Genomic DNA, 18467 nt, shown 5'->3' with positions numbered 1-18467 from the left:
TGCGCGGCATCATCCGCTACGAAGGTCATCCATGCCCGACAGCCATACCTCTGCACCACGCGGCGGGGTCCGCCTCGCACGCGGAGCTTCGCCGTGGCTCCTGCCGACCGTCGCCACCGCCGCACTCAGCCTGACCCGGGCCCGCAAGTCCGGGCGCTGGGCGGCCGTGGCCGTGCCCACCACCGCGCTCGCGGCGGGCATGCTGTGGTTCTTCCGCGACCCCGAGCGCGAGATCACCCAGGGGCGCGTCATCTCACCGGCCGACGGCGTGGTGCAGAGCATCATGCCGTGGAAGGACGGGCGCACCCGCGTCGCGATCTTCATGAGCCCGCTGAATGTTCACGTCAACCGGGCACCGCTGGCCGGCACCGTGACATCCGTCGAGCACATCCCCGGCGGGTTCGTCCCGGCGTTCAACAAGGAGAGCGAGAACAACGAGCGCGTTGTCTGGCACTTCGACACCGAGCTCGGCGACATCGAGATGGTGCAGATCGCGGGTGCGGTCGCCCGCCGCATCGTCCCGTACGTCCCACAGGGCACGAAGGTGGAGCAGGGCGAGCGCATCGGCCTGATCCGCTTCGGCTCGCGGGTCGACATCTACCTTCCGGAAGGTATCGATGTCGCGGTCGAGGTCGGCCAGGCCACCACCGCGGGGGTGACTCGCATTGACCGTGATTGATCCGGACACACAGGCCGGCTGGGTGCCGGAGGCCGACGCGGAGGACGACGTCGAGGACATGCCGCTCTCGATGCGGCTGTCGATAGCGGACACCCTCACACTCGGTAACGCCACGTGTGGATTCATGGCGGTGTACTTCACCACCACCGGAATCCTCATTCCGCACCTCACGGGCAGCGACGAGAGCGGCATGGCCCGGCACTCCGCCGCCACCGCCGTGATCCTCATGCTCATGGCGGCGATCTTCGACCTGTTCGACGGGCTCGTGGCCCGCAAGCTGCGTTCCTCGCCGATGGGCGCCGAGCTGGACAACCTCTCGGACCTGGTCAGCTTCGGGCTCGCCCCGGCGTACTTCGTCCTCGTGTACGGGATGGTGGCGGACGACGCACACCAGCGGGTCTCGGCGCTCGCGGCGATCGTGGTGCTGCTGGCGGTGGTGCTCAGGCTCGCGAGATTCTCCTGCGTGACTCTGAAGGACGGCATGTTCCAGGGCATGCCGAGCCCCTTCGGAGCGCTCACGGTCATCTCGATCGTGCTCCTGGAGCTGCCCTTCGTGCCGACGCTGCTCGCGATCATCGGAGTGGCGTGGCTGATGGTCAGCCGGGTCGAGTACCCGAAGCCGCGGGGTGTGCTCGCGGTGGCGATGCTCGGCTGGATCGTGGCCGCGATGGGGCTGCTGGCCGCGTGGGCGTTCGACGCCCCGGGCGGTCAGCTCCTGCTCCAGACCGGCTGTGCGCTCCAGGTGGTCCTGGGTGCGGTCATCCCGCTCTTCGCGACCGCCCGCCGGGTGAACACCTTCCGTGACAACAGGCGCGAGGCACGAGCGGCACAGCTGCCGTAACCCGCACCGCATACGACGAGGGCCCGGATGCTCCCCAGCATCCGGGCCCTCGTCGTATGCGGTGCGGGCCGGGAGTTCTTTCCTTTCCTCGGTTCCAGGTCGAGCCCGGCGGAAATCCGAGCCCGGGCGATATCCGCCGCCCCGTTCCGCCATCGGTCGCGCAAAGGTGCCCGAGGATTTCCGGACTGCCCGGTCACGGGGTCATGGACGTCCCCGCTCGGCGGCATTGCGGCCTCACCTTTCCCCGCCGGTCACCGGACTTCACAGCCGCTCATCTCGGCGATCCGATTACCACCGGGGTGAAGCCGTCCGCACCGGTCAAAGCTTCGGCACGGCATTCCGGCAGGGATTCCGTTTGAGCCCCGCTCCGGGTGTACCGCGACCCCGGGGGCAGGGCGCAGCGGACGGGCGGCAGCCCTGCCCGACACGAGGGGCGGGGCGGTAGCGGCCACCGACACGGTCGCCTTTCGCCCGTATCCGAGAGGCCTCGTGCGTTTCATCTGCCGAGTGAAAAGCGGGAGAAGCACGGGAGTGCTCCGGCGCCGGAATCCCTCCCACCCGAGAGCTGCCCGTGGGGCGCCGTGATGTCCCCCGCGCCCACGGGCGGGAGAGCCCGGCCTTTCGGGCCGCGGTGCCTCCTCGCCGGCGCTCCCCCGGCCGGGGCCGCGCCAGGGCTCGCGCAGCCGCCGCCTACGACTGCCCGGCCAACCCTCCCAGAACACCCGATTCTCACAGCGGTCCGTCGACATTTTGAGCACTGTGAACAGAATTTTGCGCAGCAGCGTGGACTTCCTTGCGGACATGCTCCTAGCCTGTGGGCGTCCGAAGAGCCCCCACGAGCCGCAAGGACGACTGTCACGTGACCCCACCACCCAGACGCCAGTTGCTCAGACGATCCGTGTCCGCCTCCCTCTCGCTGGCACTCGCCGCGTTCGGCACCGCCGCCGCCGTGGTCCTGTCCAGCGCCCCTCCCGCCCAGGCGGCGGGGGTCCCCGCCCCCTCCCCCGTGGCGGTCCCCGGCCGCGGTGCGACCGTTCCGTTCAAGGAGCAGGAAGCCGAGTACGCCGCCACCAACGGCACGCTGATCGGCCCGAACCGCCTGTACGGCACCCTGCCCTCCGAAGCCTCGGGCCGGCAGGCCGTGACGCTTGACGCGGTCGGCGAGTACGTGGAGTTCACGCTCACCGCACCCGCCAACGCCATGTCCTTCCGGTACTCCCTGCCGGACAGCGCCGCCGGATCGGGCCGGGACGCCTCGATCGACGTGCGGGTGAACGGCGCCTCCGCTTCGGCGGTGCCGGTCACCTCGAAGTACGGCTGGTACTACGGCGGCTACCCGTTCAACAACAACCCGGGCGACACCCACCCGCACCACTTCTACGACGAGGCCCGCACCATGTTCGGGTCGACCCTCCCGGCCGGCACGAAGGTCCGGTTGCAGGTCTCCTCCACCGCCGCCTCACCGTCGTTCACCATCGACCTGGCGGACTTCGAGCAGGTGTCCGCGCCGACCGCCAGGCCCTCGGGCGCGCTCGACGTCGTCGCCGACTTCGGCGCGGACCCGACCGGGGCCGCCGACTCGACCGCCAGGATCCAGGCGGCCGTGAACGCGGGCAGGACGCAGGGCAAGGAGGTGTACATCCCCCGGGGCACCTTCCAGGTCCGCGACCACATCGTCGTGGACAAGGTCACGCTGCGCGGCGCCGGCCCCTGGTACTCCGTCCTGACCGGGCGCGACCCCTCGGACCGCAGCAAGGGCGTAGGCGTCTACGGCAAGTACGCCGGGGAGGGAGGCAGCAGCGGCGTCACGCTCAAGGACTTCGCCATCATCGGCGACATCCGCGAGCGGGTCGACAACGACCAGGTCAACGCCATCGGCGGGGCCCTGTCGAACTCGACCGTCGACAACGTCTGGATGCAGCACACCAAGTGCGGCGCCTGGATGGACGGCCCGATGGACAACTTCACCATCAGGAACAGCCGCATCCTGGACCAGACCGCGGACGGCGTGAACTTCCACTACGGGGTCACGAACTCCACGGTCACCAACACCTTCGTCCGCAACACCGGTGACGACGGTCTGGCCATGTGGGCGGAGAACGTCCCGAACGTGAAGAACAAGTTCACCTTCAACACCGTGATCCTGCCGATCCTGGCCAACAACATCGTCACGTACGGCGGCAGGGACATCACCATCTCCGACAACGTCATGTCCGACACCATCACCAACGGCGGCGGGCTGCACATCGCCAACCGCTACCCGGGCGTCAACTCGGGACAGGGCACGGCCGTCTCCGGTACGACGACGGCCGCCCGCAACACGCTGATCCGCACCGGCAACAACGACTACAACTGGCAGTTCGGTGTCGGCGCCGTCTGGTTCAGCGGGCTCAACGAGCCGATCAACGCCACGATCAACATCTCCGACACCGAGATCCTGGACAGTTCGTACGCGGCGATCCACCTCATCGAGGGTGCGACGAACGGTCTGCACTTCGACCGCGTCAGGATTGACGGCGCCGGCACCTACGCCCTCCAGATCCAGGCGCCGGGCACGGCCACCTTCACCGATGTCGTGGCCACGCACATCGCCCAGTCCAACCCGGTCCACAACTGCGTGGGCAGCGGCTTCCAGATCACCCGGGGCTCCGGGAACTCCGGCTGGTACGCCGATCCGCCGGCCTGCACCGGCACCTGGCCCGCCCCGGTGTGGACCAACGGCGGAGTGCCCGGTGGTGGCGGCAGTGGCCCGACGGATCCCACCGACCCGCCGACCGACCCGACCGACCCGCCCACGGACCCGCCCGCCGAGACGGGCAACCTCGCCCGGGGACGCAGCGTCACCGAGTCCGGCCACGCGGACGTGTACGGCGCGTCCAACGCCGTGGACGGCAACGCGAACACCTACTGGGAGAGCACCAACCACGCCTTCCCGCAGACCATCACCGTGGACCTGGGCGCAGCCAAGAGCGTCAAGCGCCTGGTCCTCAGACTTCCCCCCGCTGCGGCCTGGTCCACCCGTACGCAGACACTGAGCGTGTCGGGCAGCACCGACGACAGCACCTTCAACTCGCTCAAGGGCTCGGCGGGTTACACCTTCGATCCGTCGAGCGGTAATCAGGCGACGGTCACCCTGCCGGGCACGGCGTCGCGCTATCTGCGGCTGACGTTCACCGGCAACACGGGATGGCCGGCCGCGCAGCTCTCGGAACTGGAGGCGTACTCCAGCTGATCCGGACACACCCCCGGGGCGGCCCGCATCACGCGAGCCGCCCCGGGGGCCTTGAGCCGCTGCCGTCTACTTCAGCGTGTAGGACTTCGCCGCCGCTGCCGCCTGGGCGGGCCTGACGACCTTGAGACCGCCGGGGATCTTGGCGTCGGGCTTCATGATCACGCTCTCCCGGGTGGAGGGCGCCGCCGGGTCGGAGAAGTCGTGCGGCATCCCGAAGTCGCTGCCGAAGTCCGTGATGGTCAGCAGGGCCTTGTCGATGCCCTCACGCGTCAGGTCCTTGGAGGCGCAGGCCTTCTTCAGCGCCTCGCCGAACAGGCTCGCCGCGTTGTATCCGGCGATGACGCCGTTGTCGAGGCCGTCCTTCGGGTACTCGGCGCCGTACTCCTTGGCGAGCTTCGCCGGTCCGGCGCCCGGGTCGCCGATCGGCAGGGTGGACGCGGCGACGTAGTAGTCGTGTTCCAGGGCCGGTCCCGCCTGCGTCTTCAGCAGCTGGGGGGCGAACGCCGAGTTGTTGCCGACGACCGGAACCCTGAAGCCGGTCGCGGCCGCGACACCGACCAGCGAGGCCGCCTGACGCGGGCCCGCGCTGATGACGACGGCCTTGACGCCGGCCTGCTTGAGCGCGGCGACCTGTGCGGTCATGTCGTTGTCGGTCGGCTTGATCTTCTGCTCGACGACGGTGAGGCCGGCCTCCTTCGCCGCGTACTTCGACCCGGCCAGGGCGTTCTCGCCGTAGTCGCCCTCGAAGTAGACGTGACCGATCTTGTCGCCCTTGGCGATGCGCTTCTCGGCGAGCAGGTAGTCGATCGCGTTGATCGTCTCGACGTCGTACGTGGAGCCGATGACGCGTACGTACTTGCTGCCGAGAAGACTCGCCGACCATGCCTGCGGCAGGACGAGTCCCTTGTCCTGGCCGTCGATGCGCTGCTTGACGGCCGCCACGAACGGCGAACCGATGAACTGGACGAAGCCCAGCACCTTCGGCTCCAGCTCGGTGTAGCCGGCGATGGCCTTCTGAGGGTCGTAACCGTGGTCGCGCACGGTCAGTTCGACCTTGCGCTCGCAGATGCCGCCCGCGGCGTTCGTCTGCTTGGCCCAGAGCTGCTGGGCCTGGGTGACGCTCTTGCCGAGCGAGGCGTAGACCCCGGTCATGTCGGTGAGCGCGCCCAGCGAGATCACCTTGTCGGTGACGCCCTCGCCGGTCTTCACGCCGGCCTTGTCCTTGGCTCCCTCGTCGGAGGACTTGGCCTTCTCGCTGCAGCCCACGAGGGTGAGGGTGAGGGCCGCGCACACGGCCCCGAGCACACGCAGTTTCATTTCTTCTCCCCTGAATTCTTCATCAGACGTGTCAGGCCGCCGGGCAGGAACAGAACAGCCGCGACCACCGCGGCGCCGTACAGGTAGCGCGATGCCTCGCCCGGAGCCAGACCGCCCGTGCCGGGGGCGGAGACCAGGGGCAGGGAATCGCTGTAGTGGGTGAGCAGCTGCGGCAGCAGCGAGACGAACGCGGCCCCGACGACCGCTCCCGCCACGGTGCCGAGCCCGCCGATGACGATCATGGCGAGGTATTCGAGGGACAGGACCATGCCGAAGTACTCGGGCACGGTCCGCTGGAAGACCAGCGCGAGCAGGACGCCCGCCAGCCCCGCGTACATGGAGGACAGGACGAAGACGCCTGCCCGGTAGCGGGCCACCGGGACGCCCATCACGCCTGCGGCGATGCGGTGGTCACGGATGGCGTTGAGCGCCCGGCCGGGCCGGCCGCGCAGCACTCCGCGGGCGAAGAGCCCGCTCAGGAGCAGGGCGGCCAGCGCCGCGTACCAGAGCTTCTCGGAGGACTGGAACGGCACCCCGGCCACGATGACCTCGGTGTCGTCGAAGCCGAAGCCGAACAGCGAAAGGGGCGGTACGGCCCGGCCGTTGAAGCCTCCGGTGAGGGAGCCCGCGTTGAACAGCACGTGCTGGCCGATGAAGATCAGCGCCAGTGTGGCGATGCCGAGGTAGGCGCCGCGCAGCCGGCTCGCGATGGGGCTGAACAGTCCGCCCGCAGCTCCCGCGAGGAGCACCGCGAGGACCGCGGCGAGCCAGCTGGGCAGGCCGAGCCCGGAGAGTTCGTGCCCGTTCTCCGTACTGCTCTCTCCCGCCAGGACGCAGTAGCCGTACGCGCCGACCGCGAGGAAGAACGCGTGCCCCATGGAGAGCTGGCCGGTGGCGCCGGTGAGGAGGTTGAGCCCGATGGCGCCGATGGCCGCGGCCATCGCGAACAGTCCGGCCTGCAGCCAGAAGCGGTCCAGGTAGAACGGGAACGCGAGGAGCAGTACCGAGCCGACGGCCCACAGGTAGGTGCGCGGGTGGCGCAGCCGGGCGGCGAGGGCGGAACCCGGGGCGGCCGGGCGGGCGCCCGCGGCGGTCTCGGCTGTCGTGGTGTCAGACACGGGCGAGCTCCTTCGTACCGAAGAGTCCCGCGGGCCGCAGGAGCAGCACGAGCACCATCACCAGGTAGGGGGCGAGGTCGCCGATGCCGCGGCCAAGGAAGGACAGATCGCTCTGGTAGCCGGTGGCGAGCGATTCCGTGACGCCGACGATCAGCCCTCCGGCGAGGGCGCCGGTCGTCGAGTCGAGTCCGCCGAGGATGGCGGCGGGGAAGGCCTTGAGCGCGGCCAGTGAGGTGGCCCGCTCCAGTCCGGGTGTGGGGAAGACGGTGAGGAACAGGGCGGCCACCGCGGCGAGTGCTCCGGCCACCGCCCAGGCGGAGAGCGAGACCCGGCCGAGCTTGATCCCCATCAGGGCCGCCGTCTGGGGGTTCTCGGCGGCGGCCCGCATCGACACGCCCCAGGAGGTGAAGCGGAAGGCGAGCAGGAAGGCCGTGATGAGCAGGCCGGCGGCGAGGAACGCGGCGATCCGGGTCTCGGCGAGGGTGACGCCGCCGATGGTGACGACGCCGTCGCCCCACGGGTCGCCGAGCGCGAGGACGTCCGTGCCCATGCGCCGGGTGAGTTCGGTGGTCAGGAGGATGTCGACGCCGATGGTGACGATGGCGAGGACGCTGTGGTCGCTGCCCCGGTAGCGCCGCATCACCAGGAACTCGACGGCCGCTCCGACGACGGCCGCGCCCGCGATGCCGACGGCGAGCGCCGGCCAGAAGCCGATGTCGTCGTGGAGGACGGCGGTCACGTAGCCGCCCGCGAGCAGCAGGGAGGCGTGGGCGAAGTTGACGACCTCGGTGGCCTTGAAGATGACGACGAAGCCGAGCGCGATCAGTGCGTAGACCGAGCCGATGGAGAGTCCGCCGAGGAGGAGTTCGATGAAGGTGGTCATTCCTGTGCCCCCAAGTAGGCCTGGACGACGGCCGGATCGTTCTGGACCTCGGCGGGGGCGCCGCCGGAGATCCTGCGTCCGAAGTCGAGTACGGTCACGGCGTCCGCGAGCCGCATCACCACTCCCATGTCGTGTTCGACGAGCACGATCGAGATGCCGAGGCTGTCGCGCACCCCTGCCACGACCGCCGCGGTGCGCCGCCGTTCGTCGGCGGTCATCCCGGCGACGGGTTCGTCCAGGAGGAGGACCTGCGGCTCCATGCACAGCGCGCGGCCGAGCTCGACGAGCTTCTGCTGCCCGTACGGGAGCGCCCCGGCGGGCCGGTCCAGCTCCTTCTCCAGTCCGATGAACTCGGCGATCTCGCGCACCCGGTCGAGATGGCGGCGGGCCTCCCGGGCGGCGGACGGCAGGCGCAGTCCGCTGGCGAGGAACCCGGCGCGGGTGAGCCGGTGCCGTCCGAGCAGCAGGCTGTCGGCGACGGTGGCGTGCGGCGGGAGCGCGATGTTCTGGAAGGTGCGGGCGACGCCGAGCCGGGCGATCTCGTGCGGGGCGAGCCCGGTGAGTTCCGTCGTCCCGAGGTGGACGGTGCCGGACGCCGCCCGGTACACCCCGGACAGCACGTTGAAGCACGTCGACTTCCCCGCCCCGTTGGGGCCGATGACGGCGTGCACGCTGCCCGGCTCCACGGTGAACGAGACCCCGTCGAGCGCGGTGAGCCCGGCGAAGCGGACGGTGACGTCGCGGACGGCGAGGGCGGCGGGAGCCGTTTCCTGAACGGCGGTCACGCGGACCACCTGCTCAGGGTGCGGACGGCCCCGGAGGCCCGGTCCGCGTCCTCGGCCGCCGTCTCGTCGACGACGCCCAGGTAGCGGCGGCGCACCTCGTCGGAGGCGGCGAGTTCGTCGGCCGGCCCCTGAAGGGTGACCTCGCCGACCTCCAGGACGTAGGCCGTGGAGGCGAGCCGCAGGGCGATCGCCGCGTTCTGCTCGACGAGCAGGACGGACGTCCCCGCCGCGTTGATCTCCTGCACCGTCTCGGCGATGCGCTGCGCCATCAAGGGGGCGAGCCCGAGCGAGGGTTCGTCGAGCAGCAGCAGACGGGGCGCCGCCATCAGCGCCCGCCCCATGGCGAGCATCTGCTGCTCGCCGCCCGACAGCAGCCCGGCTCGCTGGTGCGCGCGCTGGGCCAGTACGGGGAACAGTTCGTGTACGCGGGTCAGCGCGGCCGCCGACGCCTTGCGGCCCCCGCGAGCGCCGAGGGCGCCCGCCCGCAGGTTGTCGGCCACCGTCATGCGGGCGAAGACCTGGCGGCCTTCCGGTACTTGGACCACTCCGGCGGCCACCACCTGGGCGGCGCGCAGCCCCTCCAGGGGACGCCCGTCGAAGCGGATGGTGCCCGTGCCCGTCCCGCGGTGGAAGCCGAGGGTCCGCGAGATGGCCCGCAGCAGCGTGGTCTTCCCGGCTCCGTTGCCGCCGAGTACGGCGGTGATCGCGCCGGCCGGCACATCGAGGGAGACGTCGCGCAGGGACCGTACCGGGCCGTAGCCCACGGACAGTGCGCGGATCTCGAGCGTTGCCATGCGTCCTCCTCCTTCCGCCTGGTGTGGAACCGACGCGTCGCGCACGCCGGTTCGTGAGGTGCAGGGGTCCGGCGGCCGGTCGTGGCCGGTGGCGCCTTCCTGTGCCTGCCCCGTGTCTCTGTGGGGCCACAGACCAGCAGCGGGCGGGCCGCGCGTCCACGGTCACCGGCCGAAACGCTGCGGGTGCCCCGCGCGGAAGGCCGCCCGTTGTGCACGCGCACAGAGGCGTGGCGCGTGCTGTCGCCCCCGGCCCCGGCGGGTGCCATCCTCACGACGGCGGTCCGGCGCGACGGGGCCGGCGGCCTGAGCACGGCAACGGCCCCCAGGGGCGTGCGGAGAACGGAGCAGGCATGCGGCAGCGGGGGGAAGAGCCGGGGTGGGCGCTGCTCGACGCGCTGCTGGAGGACGAGACCGGACCGGACCTCGCGGCGCTCGCCGGGACGGTGCTGGGGCTGCCGGAGCGGGGGCGGTACGCGGTGGCGGTGGTCCCGGTGGGGGGCTGCGCCGGCGACCGCCCGGCCGGTGCGCAGGGGATGCGGCTGGTGTGGCGGTCGCGGCCGGACCGGGACATCGCGGTGGTGGCGCTGGGCGAGGCGGATCCGCAGGCCGTGGCCGCGCTGTTGACCGGTGGGGGCCCCGGGCCCGGAGGGGTCAGCCCGGTGGTGGACGGCCTGTCCGCGCTGGGCACCGCCCGCAGACTGGCCGATGCCGCCCTGCTGACGTGCGGCCCGGGAGGGGAGCGGGTCGTCTGCCTGGAAGGCCGGGTCACCGCGGCCCTGGTCGCGGGCCAGCCGGCCCTCGCGTCCTACCTGGCGACTGACATCTTCGGCGCCCTCCTGGCCCGCGACCCGGCGGACCGCGCCCTGCTGGTGTCCACGCTGGACGCGTGGGTGGAGTGCGGAGGGTCGGCGGGGCGGACGGCGGTACGGCTGTGCTGCCACCGGAACACGGTGCTCAACCGGTTGCGGCGGCTGGAGGAACTGACGTCACGGTCGTTGTCGCGCCCGCGCGAGCTGGTGGAACTGCTGCTGGCGCTGGACGCGGTACGGCTGGGGCGGGGGACGCCCTGAGGACCGTCCCACCGAGCCGAGGCGCGCGTGAGCGTCCGCCGAGGCGGCGATCCAGCCCCCTGGGGGTCCCCCGGAGGGAGTTAGGGGGAGGCGCGGGTGCCCCGGGCACGGAGGGGGGCGGGCAGGGGTACGCCTGCCCGCAGGTGCGGCACAGCGCCGCCCCACGCGCACCGCGCACCGCAGGAGCAGCGCCGCCCCCTCCCCGCCCGCCGGGCGACGTCAGCTCATCGCAGGAAGTCCCGCGCGATCGACTCCGCCACCCGCTCCAGCAGCGGTCCCGCCTCGGCCATGCACACCGCGGGGTCCGGCTCCAGCTCCGTGAGCGCGTACGCGCGGCGGATCCCCGCGCGCCCCAGGGCCTCCGGCGGCAGGGCCAGGCGCCCGCAGACCGCGACCACCTCGATGCCCGCCGCGCGCGCCGCCGCGGCGACGCCGGCCGGGGCCTTGCCGTGCAGGGTCTGTTCGTCGAGTGAGCCCTCGCCGGTGATGACGAGCGTCGCCCGGGCCAGCGCGGGCGCGAAGCCGAGGACGTCGAGCATCACCTCGATCCCGGGCCGGAACCGCGCACCGAGCGCGACGAGCGCCCCGTAGCCGATACCGCCCGCCGCACCGGCCCCGGGCAGGTCTGCCTGCTCGGGGCCCAGCACGGAGGCGTAGTGGGCGAGCGCCGCGTCGAGCGCCGCGACGTCGTCCTCGGTGGCGCCCTTCTGGCGGCCGTACACCTCGGGCGCGCCCTTCGGCCCGGTGAGCGGGTTGTCGACGTCGCTCGCGAGGATCAGGTCGACCTCGCCGAGTCGCGGGTCGAGCCCGGAGAGATCGGCGGTGGCGAGATCGGCGAGCCCGCCGCCGCCGGGGCCGACGGGCTTGCCGTCCGCGTCCAGGAACCGTGCGCCGAGCGCGGTCAGCATGCCCGCCCCGCCGTCCGTCGTGGCACTGCCGCCGACGCCGAACACGAGGGTCCGCGCGCCCGCTTCGAGCGCGGCGAGCAGCAGCTCACCGGAGCCGTACGTGGTGGCGGTGAGCGGGGCGAACACGCCCGCCGGCAGGTGCTGGAGGCCCGAGGCCTCGGCCATCTCGACCACCGCGGTGGTGTCGCGCACCGCGTACGCGGCCGTCACGGGATCGCCCAGCGGGCCGGTCACACGCGCCTCGCGGCGCTCGAATCCGGCGGCCACCGCGGCCGCCACCGTCCCGTCGCCGCCGTCCGCCACGGGCAGGGTCTCGACCCGTACCCCGGGGGCGACGCGCCGCAGCCCGGCCGTCACCCGCTCAGCGACCTGCACGGCCGTGAGCGAGCCCTTGAACTTGTCCGCCGCGACGAGCACGCGTGCGGTCTCCATCACTGCTCCGTCCGTCACCTTGATTCCCTTTGCTTTCGAACAGGCAGTCGCGCCGCCCCGACCCTATCCGCAGCACCCCCTCCCTGCCCATGGGTGTCCGGGCCCTGGACCCGGGCACTACGCTGCCGCTGTGACCACCCATGACTACGCCACGTACATCGCCGGTCTCCCCAAGGTCCTGGCCGGTGCGGCCTGCCTCTTCCGTGACGCGCGGGGGCGGGTCCTGCTCGTCGAACCGAACTACCGCGAGGGCTGGACGCTGCCCGGCGGCACGATCGAGTCGGCGGACGGCGAGTCCCCGCGGCAGGCCGCGCGGCGCGAGTCGGCCGAGGAGATCGGCCTCGACCTGGAACCGGGCCGGCTGCTCGCGGTGGACTGGACGCGTGGGGCCGCACGGCCGCCGATCGTGGCCTATGTGTACGACGGCGGGGTGCTGGACGAGGAGCGGCTGAAGGCCGTCAGGCTCCAGGAGGAGGAGCTGCTGTCGTGGAAGCTCGTCGAGCCCGCCGAGATCGACCGGTACCTGCTCGGGGCGCTCCGCGCGCGCGTGCGGGCGGCGCTGGACGTGCTCGAATCCGGCACCGGTGCCGTGGAACTGGAGGACGGGCGTCCCGTCGGCTGACGGCGGCGCCCCGACGCCCGGCGGACAGGCGCCGCCCGCCGGCCCGCGTCAGCCCTGCTGGTCCTGCGGCCTGATCCCGTCCTCGCGCACGGTCTCCTCGCGCGCCGCCGTGCGCGCCTCCGTGCGGTGGCCGCGCGCGATGTAGTCGCGTACGACGAGTTCGACGGCGTCCTGGGGGCTGCCGACGCCGGCCAGCACCATCGCCTCGACCACGAGTTCCGCATCCAGACTGACCGTCACCTTCGCCATGGCGGGGACGGTAGCAGCACGCGATATCGCCTCGCGAGGGGCGGTGGGCGGTGCGTACGCTCGCGGCATGACACTCGTGGCGATCCTCAGCGGCGCGGGCATCTCCACGGACTCCGGCATCCCCGACTACCGCGGGCCGGACGGCCTCTGGCGCAAGGATCCGGAGGCCGAGAAGCTCGTCCAGTACGACGCGTACATGGCCGATCCGGACATCCGCCGCCGCTCGTGGCTGATGCGGCGCACCACTGCGGCCAGGAACGCCGAGCCGAACACGGCCCATCGTGCGGTGGCCGCCCTGGAGCGGTCCGGCGTCGCCGTCCGGGTGCTCACGCAGAACGTCGACGGTCTGCACCAGGCTGCCGGGCTCTCCCCGCGCAAGGTCCTCGAACTGCACGGCACCGCACGCCAGGTCGTGTGCACCCGCTGTCATGCCCGCTCGGCGATGGCCGAGGCCCTGTCCCGGGTCGAGGCGGGTGAGCCCGATCCGCCGTGCCGCGCGTGCGGCGGCGTCCTCAAGCCGGCCACGGTCATGTTCGGGGAACGGCTCGACCCCGTGGTGCTCGGCCGGGCGATGGCGGTCGCGAAGGGCTGCGAGGTGTTCATCGCGGTCGGTACGACCCTCCAGGTGCAGCCCGCCGCCTCGCTGGCCGGGATCGCGGCGGAGCACGGGGCGCGGCTGATCGTGATGAACGCGGAGCCGACGCCGTACGACGCACGGGCGCAGGAGACGATCCGCGAGCCGATCGGCACCGCGCTGCCCGCCCTGCTCAGACGGCTGGCGGGCGAGGCGGGTCCGGGGGCCTGACCGGGCGGGGCGCTCCTGCAGCCTGCGGCCCCTCCCCCTTGTGCCGCCGGTAGTAACGGGCCACCCGCGCACGGTTGCCGCAGCGCGCGGCCGAGCACCAGCGGCGGCGCGGGTGGGCGGGGACGAAGAGCATCGTGCAGTCCTCGGCCTCGCACTCCCGGATCCGGGCGAGCGCCGGATCCGCCAGCAGGGCCGCCACCTCTTCGGCCAGGGCCGCGGCCACCCGCTGACCGGGCGGACCGCTGCGGCGGGCGGTCACCACGACGGCGTCGCCGTCCCACTGTGCGTACCGGATCGAGGGGGCGGCGAGCTGGGCGTCGTTGAGCCCCCGCAGGGCGGATTCCGGGGGGCGCTCACCGCGACGGGCCGCCGCGACGGCGAGCGTCGCATCGGCCCGGACCGCGCGCACCGCCGCCAGATCGTCCGCGGTCGCCTCCCGCACCCCGGCGGCCCCGGGCAGCCGCTCCTCCTCCAGCGCCAGCCACCTCAGCAGGCCGGCCGCGTCGGCCAGATGATCGACCGGGGGGCCCTCGGCCGCGTACGGAAGCGTGTTGAGCAGGTCCAGGGCGAGCGGCTCGCCGGTCATGGGCTCGAGACCATTCATGATGCTAACGCTAACTCACCCCCTTGACGCATTAGAAGCCACCGGGATAAAACTAATGCATCAGGTCACCAAGGAGGCATGTGAACATGGCGATTCCGATCGTTCCGCACATCCGTCACCGCCACATCGAGGTCGACGGCGTCCGTGTCTTCTACCGCGAGTCGCTCCCCGTCGACGCCACCGACGACACCCCGGTGATGCTGCTCCTGCACGGCTTCCCGTCGGCCTCGCACCAGTTCCGCCGGCTGATGGACGCGCTCGGCGCCCGTTACCGCCTCATCGCCCCGGACTACCCGGGCTTCGGCCACAGTGAGGCCCCGGCGTCCTCCGCCACCGGCGGCCCGTTCACGTACACCTTCGACCGGCTCGCGGACATCACCGAGGGTTTCGTGCAGCGGCTCGGGCTGTCGCGCTTCGCGATGTACGTGTTCGACTTCGGGGCCCCCGTCGGGTTCCGGCTCGCCGCCCGCCACCCGGAGTGGATCGCCGGTCTGGTGGTCCAGAACGGCAACGCGTACGAGGAGGGGCTGTCGCGGCAGGCCCGCGACTTCATCGCGCTGCGCCCGGAGGACCCCGGCGCCGCCGAGACCGTACGGTCGCTGCTGACCCTGCCCGCGACCCGGGGCCAGTACGAGGGCGGAACGGCCGATCCCGAGCTGGTCGCGCCGGACGGCTGGACCCTGGACCAGCACTTCCTGGACCTGCCGGGGCGCACTCGACCGCAGGTGGACCTCGCCTTCGACTACCACTCCAATGTGGCGCTCTACCCGCAGTGGCAGGACTGGCTGCGCAAGCACACCCCGCCGGCGCTCGTGGTCTGGGGCACGGGCGACATGTTCTTCACCGAGCCCGGCGCCCGCGCCTATCTGCGCGATCTCCCGGACGCCGAACTGCACCTCTTCGACACCGGGCACTTCGCCCTGGAGGACCACCTCCCGCAGATCGCGCCGCTGATCGCCGGCTTCCTGGACCGCACCTGGGCGGCGGACCGGCCGTAACGGCGAAGGGCGCCGTACGGTAACGTGGACGGCTGCGAAGGGGAGTAGCCCTGCAAACCGGTCGTCGACACACTGGAACCTCCGGGTTCCCGGTGGCCGGGCTCGTGGATCATTGCGGGCGGGCGAGACCTTCGGTCAGGTATGACACGCCCACGCCCTGTGGGCGGCGCCGTCATGCCGGGCCGAGTGGTCCTCCGAAAAGCCCGAGCGGCACTTCGCGGAAGACCCGGGGCCCGGCTCCAACAGAAAGCCACCCGGAATGCATCTCGACCCCCTGGCGATCCTCACCGCTTTCGGGCTGATCTTCCTCGCCGAACTCCCCGACAAGACGATGTTCGCGTCCCTGGCCATGGGCACGCGCATGCGTCCGCTCTACGTCTGGTTCGGTACGTCGTCGGCGTTCATCGTCCACGTGGCCATCGCGGTCGGAGCGGGCGGTCTGCTCGGCCTGCTGCCCGACTGGATCGTCAAGCTCGTCTCCGCCTGCCTCTTCGCCTTCGGCGCGTTCATGCTGCTGCGGGCCGACGCGGGCGACGACGACGAGGAGGGCGGCCCGAAGACGGTCACCGGCTTCTGGCCGGTGTACTCCACCGCCTTCATGGCCGTGTTCATCAGCGAGTGGGGCGACCTCACCCAGATCACGACGGCCAATCTGGCCGCGAGCAACGGCGCCTGGTCCACCGCGATCGGATCCGCCGCCGCCCTGATGTCCGTGTCGGCGCTGGCCCTGCTCGCCGGACGGTTCATCGCGAAGCGCGTGCCCCTCAAGACGGTGCAGCGCATCGGCGGGGTGTGCATGCTGGGGCTGGCGGTCTGGACGGTCGTCGAGATCTTCACCGGCTGACCGGGCGGGTACGGCGAAGGGCTCCGCGTGTCCGCGCGGAGCCCTTCGCCGTACCCGCCCTAGAAGAGCCCCGGGGCGCTGTCCCCCGTCCCGTTCTCGAAGGCCAGCAGGCGTTGCTTGCGGTCGAGCCCGCCGCCGTATCCGGTGAGGCCGCCCGAGGCTCCGATCACCCGGTGGCAGGGCACGATGATGCCGACCGGGTTCTTGCCGTTGGCCAGCCCCACCGCGCGGGAGGCGCCGGGCTTCCCGAGGTTCTGGGCCAGTTCTCCGTACGTGCGCGTCTCGCCGTAGGGAATCCGCCGCAGTTCGGCCCAGACGGAGCGCTGGAACGGGGTGCCGGCGAGGTGCAGCGGGAGGTCGAACTCCCGCAGTGCGCCGGCGAAGTAGGCGTCCAGCTGCTCGACGGCCTCGCCGAAGGGGCTCGCCTCGGGCACCCCGAAGGTCTCCTCGGGCGGGCGGTGCCGCTGACCGGTCATGTAGAGGCCGGCGAGGACCCCGTCGGTGGCGACGAGGGTCAGCAGGCCGTAGGGGCTGTCGATCACGGTGTGCTGCCGGGTCCCGGCGGCGGTGGCGGTTCGCATCGTGGTCACGAGGGACTTCCTTGTACGGGAAGGTGGTTGATGGGGTGGTCGTCGACGGTCCACAGGTACTGGACGGCGTAGGCGCGCCAGGGCCGCCAGCCCGCGGCGCGAGCGGTGAGCGCTGCCGGTGTCGAGGGCAGGCCGAGCTGCTGGGCCGCCCGCCGGATCCCGAGGTCCGTCGGCAGGAAGGCGTCCGGGTCGCCGAGCGCCCGCATGGCGATGACCTCGACGGTCCAGGGGCCGAATCCGGGCAGCGCGTTCAGTTCGGTGCGCGCCTTGTCCCAGTCGGTGTCGGTGCCCAGCCGCAGTGAGCCGTCCGCCAGCGCACCCACGAGCGTGGTGAGGGTGCGGCGGCGGCTGAGGGGCAGGGCGAGCCGTTCGGGGTCGAGTCCGGCCAGGGCCTCCGGCGCCGGGAAGAGGTGGGTGAGGCCGCCCTCCGCGTCGTCGACCGGGGTGCCGTGGGCGGTGACCAGCCGGGCGGCGTGGGTCCGGGCGGCCGCGGTGGACACCTGCTGGCCGAGCACGGCCCGGACGGCGAACTCCGCCCCGTCCACGGTCCTCGGCACCCGGCGGCCCGGCGCCTCGTCGACCAGCGGGGCCAGCAGCGGATCCGCACGCAGCTGCTCGTCCACGGCGACCGGGTCGGCGTCCAGGTCCAGCAGCCAGCGGCACCGGCTGATCGCCAGGGTGAGATCGCGCGGGTCGGTGAGCGAGAGCCGGCAGGCGATGTGGTCGGGATGCGGGGTGAGGGCGACGATGCCGTGCCCGTGCGGCAGGTCGAGCGTGCGGCGGTAGGCCCCGTCGCGCCACTCCTCGACGCCGGGGACGGCCGTCGCGGCGAGGTGCCCGAAGAGGTTACCGGGGTTGAGCGGGGCGCGGTACGGCAGCCGCAGCGCTATCACGCCGGGCGTGGCCGGTGGCCGTGCCGACCGGGAAGCGCGGGTGCGCAGCTCCCCCGGGGCGAGGGCGAAGACCTCCCGGACGGTGTCGTTGAACGTACGGATCGAGGCGAAGCCGGCCGCGAAGGCCACCTCGGCCATGGGCAGCACGGTCGTCTCGATGAGCACCCGCGCGGTCTGCGCCCGCTGGGCCCGGGCCAGTGCGAGGGGTCCGGCGCCCAGCTCGGCGAGCAGCTGCCGTTCGATCTGCCGGGCCGAGTAGCCGAGCCGGGCGGCCAGCCCCGGGACGCCCTCCCGGTCGACGACCCCGTCCCCGATGAGGCGCATCGCGCGGGCCACGGAGTCGGCGCGGGCGTTCCACTCGGGCGATCCGGGGCTGGTGTCGGGGCGGCACCGCTTGCAGGCCCGGAACCCGGCCTGCTGGCAGGCGGCGGCGCTCGGGTAGAAGGTCATGTTCTCGACCTTGGGCGGCACGACGGGGCAGCTGGGGCGGCAGTAGATCCGTGTGGTCAGGACCGCGGTGAAGAACCAGCCGTCGAACCGGGCGTCCTTCGACCGGACGGCCCGCACGCAGCGCTCGATGTCGGTGTGCATGGTTCAAGCATGGGCCACCGGCAGGGGCGTGGCTGGCGAGAATCCGACATCAGCCTTGAGCTGCCTGGACTTCTTCGACCTCCGGCCGCGTCGCCGCCGACGGGTTCCTGAGTTGACAGCCGGGGTCGCGGTGAGAGGCTGGAGACAGCTCCGGCGCCCCCGGACGGGCCCGGGTCCGACGTCCCCATGAGGCGCGCCGCGCGGGCCGCGCG

The 18467-nt window shown here is 72.2% G+C and carries 18 protein-coding genes; 8 read left to right on the top strand and 10 right to left on the bottom strand.

Annotated features, from left to right (window positions below; translation table 11 throughout):
• The first annotated feature begins 31 nt into the window (after nt 1-31).
• The 3 genes from E6R60_RS02250 to E6R60_RS02240 all read left to right on the top strand — a co-directional run bounded on the left by E6R60_RS02250 (nt 32) and on the right by E6R60_RS02240 (nt 4752).
• A complete protein-coding gene (locus E6R60_RS02250) occupies nt 32-679 on the top strand; it encodes a phosphatidylserine decarboxylase (RefSeq protein ID WP_136324630.1) in 648 nt (215 codons plus the stop codon).
• 22 nt (nt 680-701) lie between these two features.
• Nucleotides 702-1520 (top strand): CDP-diacylglycerol--serine O-phosphatidyltransferase, encoded by an 819-nt coding sequence (pssA, locus tag E6R60_RS02245; protein WP_206309305.1) that lies wholly within the window; start codon nt 702-704, stop codon nt 1518-1520.
• Nucleotides 1521-2379: 859 nt separating this feature from the next.
• The gene (locus E6R60_RS02240) at nt 2380-4752 is read left to right on the top strand and encodes a discoidin domain-containing protein (protein WP_136324629.1); all 2373 of its coding nucleotides are present in this window, start codon (nt 2380-2382) and stop codon (nt 4750-4752) included.
• Between the two features lie 66 nt (nt 4753-4818).
• Here the strand turns inward: E6R60_RS02240 and E6R60_RS02235 are convergent, their stop codons facing one another.
• The 5 genes from E6R60_RS02235 to E6R60_RS02215 form a co-directional block, all read right to left on the bottom strand.
• Entirely contained in the window at nt 4819-6069 is a 1251-nt protein-coding gene (locus E6R60_RS02235; protein ID WP_136324628.1) for an ABC transporter substrate-binding protein, read from the bottom strand.
• Nucleotides 6066-7112: a branched-chain amino acid ABC transporter permease gene (locus E6R60_RS02230; RefSeq protein WP_240802376.1), complete on the bottom strand. Its 1047-nt coding sequence runs from the start codon at nt 7110-7112 to the stop codon at nt 6066-6068. The genes E6R60_RS02235 and E6R60_RS02230 overlap by 4 nt, the downstream gene beginning before the upstream one ends.
• Before the next feature lie 67 nt (nt 7113-7179).
• Nucleotides 7180-8070: a branched-chain amino acid ABC transporter permease gene (locus E6R60_RS02225; RefSeq protein ID WP_136324626.1), complete on the bottom strand. Its 891-nt coding sequence runs from the start codon at nt 8068-8070 to the stop codon at nt 7180-7182.
• Nucleotides 8067-8864 (bottom strand): ABC transporter ATP-binding protein, encoded by a 798-nt coding sequence (locus E6R60_RS02220; protein WP_136324625.1) that lies wholly within the window; start codon nt 8862-8864, stop codon nt 8067-8069. The genes E6R60_RS02225 and E6R60_RS02220 overlap by 4 nt, the downstream gene beginning before the upstream one ends.
• Nucleotides 8852-9649: an ABC transporter ATP-binding protein gene (locus E6R60_RS02215; RefSeq protein WP_136324624.1), complete on the bottom strand. Its 798-nt coding sequence runs from the start codon at nt 9647-9649 to the stop codon at nt 8852-8854. The genes E6R60_RS02220 and E6R60_RS02215 overlap by 13 nt, the downstream gene beginning before the upstream one ends.
• 350 nt (nt 9650-9999) lie before the next feature.
• On the opposite strand from E6R60_RS02215, the gene E6R60_RS02210 reads away from it, so the two are divergent.
• On the top strand, nt 10000-10719 hold the full coding sequence (locus E6R60_RS02210) for a helix-turn-helix domain-containing protein (RefSeq protein ID WP_136324623.1): 720 nt from the start codon (nt 10000-10002) through the stop codon (nt 10717-10719).
• A 224-nt stretch (nt 10720-10943) separates the two neighbouring features.
• Here E6R60_RS02210 and E6R60_RS02205 read toward each other — a convergent pair whose 3' ends face one another.
• Entirely contained in the window at nt 10944-12059 is a 1116-nt protein-coding gene (locus tag E6R60_RS02205) for a glycerate kinase (protein ID WP_136324902.1), read from the bottom strand.
• A 130-nt stretch (nt 12060-12189) separates the two neighbouring features.
• Between E6R60_RS02205 and E6R60_RS02200 the strand changes: the two genes are divergently transcribed.
• On the top strand, nt 12190-12681 hold the full coding sequence (locus E6R60_RS02200; RefSeq protein ID WP_136324622.1) for an NUDIX hydrolase: 492 nt from the start codon (nt 12190-12192) through the stop codon (nt 12679-12681).
• A gap of 48 nt (nt 12682-12729) precedes the next feature.
• Here E6R60_RS02200 and E6R60_RS02195 read toward each other — a convergent pair whose 3' ends face one another.
• A complete protein-coding gene (locus tag E6R60_RS02195) occupies nt 12730-12930 on the bottom strand; it encodes a type II toxin-antitoxin system VapB family antitoxin (protein WP_136324621.1) in 201 nt (66 codons plus the stop codon).
• 67 nt (nt 12931-12997) lie between these two features.
• Here E6R60_RS02195 and E6R60_RS02190 point away from each other — a divergent pair, with 67 nt between their 5' ends.
• Nucleotides 12998-13735, top strand: coding sequence for a Sir2 family NAD-dependent protein deacetylase (locus tag E6R60_RS02190; RefSeq protein WP_136324620.1), 738 nt, complete (start codon nt 12998-13000; stop codon nt 13733-13735).
• Here the strand turns inward: E6R60_RS02190 and E6R60_RS02185 are convergent.
• A complete protein-coding gene (locus E6R60_RS02185; protein ID WP_240802360.1) occupies nt 13698-14339 on the bottom strand; it encodes a CGNR zinc finger domain-containing protein in 642 nt (213 codons plus the stop codon). The genes E6R60_RS02190 and E6R60_RS02185 overlap by 38 nt on opposite strands.
• A gap of 86 nt (nt 14340-14425) precedes the next feature.
• On the opposite strand from E6R60_RS02185, the gene E6R60_RS02180 reads away from it, so the two are divergent.
• Both E6R60_RS02180 and E6R60_RS02175 read left to right on the top strand, forming a co-directional pair.
• Nucleotides 14426-15337 carry an alpha/beta hydrolase gene (locus tag E6R60_RS02180; RefSeq protein ID WP_136324619.1) on the top strand — a complete coding sequence of 304 codons (912 nt, stop codon included), beginning with the start codon at nt 14426-14428 and terminating at the stop codon, nt 15335-15337.
• A 259-nt stretch (nt 15338-15596) separates the two neighbouring features.
• On the top strand, nt 15597-16181 hold the full coding sequence (locus tag E6R60_RS02175) for a TMEM165/GDT1 family protein (RefSeq protein WP_136324618.1): 585 nt from the start codon (nt 15597-15599) through the stop codon (nt 16179-16181).
• A gap of 59 nt (nt 16182-16240) precedes the next feature.
• On the opposite strand, the gene E6R60_RS02170 is transcribed toward E6R60_RS02175, so the two are convergent.
• Nucleotides 16241-16762, bottom strand: coding sequence for a methylated-DNA--[protein]-cysteine S-methyltransferase (locus E6R60_RS02170; protein ID WP_136324900.1), 522 nt, complete (start codon nt 16760-16762; stop codon nt 16241-16243).
• A 5-nt stretch (nt 16763-16767) separates the two neighbouring features.
• The gene (locus E6R60_RS02165; protein WP_136324617.1) at nt 16768-18255 is read right to left on the bottom strand and encodes an AlkA N-terminal domain-containing protein; all 1488 of its coding nucleotides are present in this window, start codon (nt 18253-18255) and stop codon (nt 16768-16770) included.
• Between the last annotated feature and the right edge of the window lie 212 nt (nt 18256-18467).

Source organism: Streptomyces sp. A0642 (assembly GCF_004795105.1).
GTDB lineage: Bacteria > Actinomycetota > Actinomycetes > Streptomycetales > Streptomycetaceae > Streptomyces.
The sequence above is the reverse complement of the archived record's forward strand: the minus strand, read 5'-3'. Positions and strand labels throughout refer to the sequence as shown.